This is a genomic window from Rhodothermales bacterium (genome assembly GCA_013002345.1).
Taxonomy (GTDB): Bacteria; Bacteroidota; Rhodothermia; order Rhodothermales; family JABDKH01; genus JABDKH01.
Map to the genome: position 1 here is coordinate 1 of JABDKH010000045.1, position 3111 is coordinate 3111.

A 3111-nucleotide genomic window follows, 5' to 3' on the forward strand; every position below is an offset into this window, starting at 1 on the left:
TTATGGAAGACTCAAAACCAAGATTCTCAGGTATCCTCGAGCTCATCGGAGACAAAAAGTTTGGCTTCATCCGAGGACTCCGCGCCGATGTACCCAAGGGAAAGAAGGACCCGTTCGTACCGCCGCCACTCATTCGCAAATACAAGCTCCGTGACGGCCTGATCATGGAGGGCACTTTGCGCCCCGGCAAGAAAGGCGACATGCAGGTCCACCGCATCGACACGATCATGGGTCTCGATCCCGAAGCGTGGCCGAAATTCAAAAATTTCGACTCCGGCCAGATCATCTACCCGGACGAAAAACTTGAGCTGGTCAGCGGTCCGTCCGACATCAACATGCGCATCGTCGACCTGGTCGCGCCAATCGGGAAAGGGCAGAGGGCGCTCATTGTTGCACCCCCGCGAACCGGTAAGACGCTTCTTTTGAAGGACATCGCGGCGTCGGTCACAAAGAACCATCCGGAGATCGAGCTCGTGGCGCTCCTGGTGGATGAGCGGCCGGAAGAAGTCACAGACTTCAAGAGATCGACCGCCGCCATGGTGTTTGCATCGTCGAACGACCATGACGACGACAATCACGTTCGGGTATCGACGCTGGCGCTCGAGTATGCCAAGCGGGAAGTCGAGATGAAAAAGGATGTCGTGATCCTGCTCGATTCGCTGACGAGGCTGGGAAGGACATTCAACCTGTATTCATCGGGCAGTGGCCGCACGCTATCCGGAGGCCTGGACGCCGGAGCGATGAAGGTGCCTCGTCGAATCTTCGGGTCCGCCCGCAATATTGAAGGCGGTGGTTCGCTGACAATCATCGCGACCGCACTGATTGAAACCGGCAGTCGGATGGATGAGGTGATATTCGAGGAGTTCAAGGGAACGGGAAACTCGGAGATCGTGCTCGATCGCGAGATGGCGAACAAGAGAATATATCCTGCAATCAATCTGAGAAAGAGCGGGACGAGGAACGAAGAGCGGTTGCTGGGTGACAAGATCGAACAGCATCATCGTCTTTTCCGTGCGCTCAACACTCGGTCGCCGATCGAGGCGATGCAGGCGCTAGTCCGCCACGTGCAGCAGGTGCCGACAAACGACCAGCTGCTTGACGGTCTGATGGCGAACGTGACCGATTGACGGTTATGGCGGGTCCATGAAAGGTGTCATAGGATTGATGCGAAATCAATGCTACCCGGCGCCTTGAGCAGCGAACCGGACGACACCGACAATACCGACGTCTACCACGCGTCGATCAAATCGTGGCGCCTCGAAGATCGCCCACGAGAAAAACTGGTCCTTCACGGCGCTGGCGTGCTTTCGGATGCCGAACTCATCGCGATCGTGTTCGGGAGCGGCACCAGGACCAAGCAGAGATCATATTCGGCGGTCGAACTGGGCCGATCGCTGATGCGGGACTACGGTTCGCTCAGAGGTATCTCTCGTCGAGACGTCAAACAACTCACGCAGGCACATGGTGTCGGACGAGCAAAGGCAGCGCGGCTTCAGGCGGTATTCGAGATCAGTCGGCGCATCGAGTCGATGCGGGAGAGCAGCCGCCCGCAGGTGTTCGGTCCGGAGGACATTGCCGGTCTGTATGGGCCATTCATGCGCGATCTGAAGAATGAGGTTTTCCGGATAGTGCTCCTCAACACAGCCAACGTCATTCTGGGAGACCGGGTCATCAGTGAGGGCGGCCTGGCCGCAAGCATTGTCGAACCGCGTGCCGTATTTCGCGAGGCGATCCTGGAGAATGCAGCCGGGATCATATGTCTCCACAATCATCCGTCCGAAAATCCCGAACCCAGCCGCGAGGACATTCGTGTCACGCGACAACTCGTACAGGCGAGTCGCGTAGTCGGAATTCCCATCCACGATCACATAATAATCGCAGGTCGCGGTTACACGTCGCTTGCTGAACGGGGTCTTATTCCAGACTGACCTCTCCGGGTCAAATTACTCGAAATTCACCGCCGGCAGATTGAAATCGAGACGGTGTCGGTCTAGCTTTACATCGTTGTGGGCATCTCGGTGTCGAGATGCCTTTTTCTTGACACACTCTGATGTGTCGTCCCTTGCGTCAACCCCCGAATCGGCATGAGTGTAACGCTCGATACCATAGTCTCGCTCAGCAAAAGACGCGGGTTCATATTTCAGTCGTCCGAAATTTACGGCGGTCTCGGGGCGACCTACGATTACGGACCGCTCGGCGTGGAGTTGAAGCGGAACGTGCAGGATGCCTGGTGGCGTGCCATGGTGTATCGCCACGACAACATCGACGGCGTCGACGCGGCTATCCTGATGCACCCGACAGTCTGGAAGGCGAGCGGTCACGTGGACGCCTTCAACGACCCCATGATCGACGACAAACAGTCGAAGATGAGATACCGGGCCGATCAACTGATCGAAGGACACATCAACCGGTTACGCAAAAAGGGGAAAGACGAGCGGGCAGATCGCGTGCACGACGCACTTGTCGCTGCGCTTCATTCAGACGACATATCTCTCGGTCTCTACAATCTGATCCTTGAAGAGGAGATTCGGGCACCGGAATCGGGCGCCTTCGACTGGACGGAAGTCCGCCAGTTCAATCTCATGTTTTCTACCCACGTCGGAGCGCTCAGCGAGACGGATAACACGGTGTACCTCCGGCCGGAAACGGCGCAGGGCATCTTCGTCAACTTCCATAATGTGCGCGAGACGGCCAGACAGCAGATCCCGTTCGGCATCGCCCAGATGGGGAAGGCGTTCCGTAATGAGATCGTGGCCCGCCAGTTCATCTTCCGGATGCGCGAGTTCGAGCAGATGGAAATGCAGTACTTCGTGAAGCCCGGTGCACAAATGGAGGCGTATGAGGAGTGGCGGGAGAAGAGATGGCAATGGCATCTCGATAATGGTATCCGCGCGTCGAAGCTGCAGTGGAAAGAACACGACAAGCTCGCCCACTATGCGGACGCGGCAGTCGACATTGCCTACGAATTCCCGATCGGTTTGCAGGAGGTCGAAGGGATTCACTCTCGAACGGACTATGACCTGATGCGTCATCAGGAGTACTCGGGCAAGAAGATGGAGTATTTCGATCCGCAGACGCAGGAGCGGTTCATTCCGTACGTGGTCGAAACAT

The 3111-nt window shown here is 56.9% G+C and carries 3 protein-coding genes; all 3 read left to right on the plus strand.

The genetic code is table 11. The features are described from left to right. Nucleotides 1–2: 2 nt before the first annotated feature. Nucleotides 3–1127 (plus strand): transcription termination factor Rho, encoded by a 1125-nt coding sequence (rho, locus tag HKN37_02155; GenBank protein NNE45443.1) that lies wholly within the window; start codon nt 3–5, stop codon nt 1125–1127. Between the two features lie 48 nt (nt 1128–1175). Beyond that, nucleotides 1176–1928: a DNA repair protein RadC gene (gene radC, locus HKN37_02160; GenBank protein NNE45444.1), complete on the plus strand. Its 753-nt coding sequence runs from the start codon at nt 1176–1178 to the stop codon at nt 1926–1928. A gap of 156 nt (nt 1929–2084) precedes the next feature. After that, a partial coding sequence (locus tag HKN37_02165; GenBank protein NNE45445.1) for a glycine--tRNA ligase occupies nt 2085–3111 on the plus strand: 1027 nt, incomplete at its 3' end.

What these genes read in the sequence shown, in the direction of transcription:
- rho (NNE45443.1), top strand. Translation starts at nt 3, where the DNA reads ATGGAAGACTCAAAACCAAGATTCTCAGGTATCCTCGAGCTCATCGGA.
- radC (NNE45444.1), top strand. Translation starts at nt 1,176, where the DNA reads ATGCTACCCGGCGCCTTGAGCAGCGAACCGGACGACACCGACAATACC.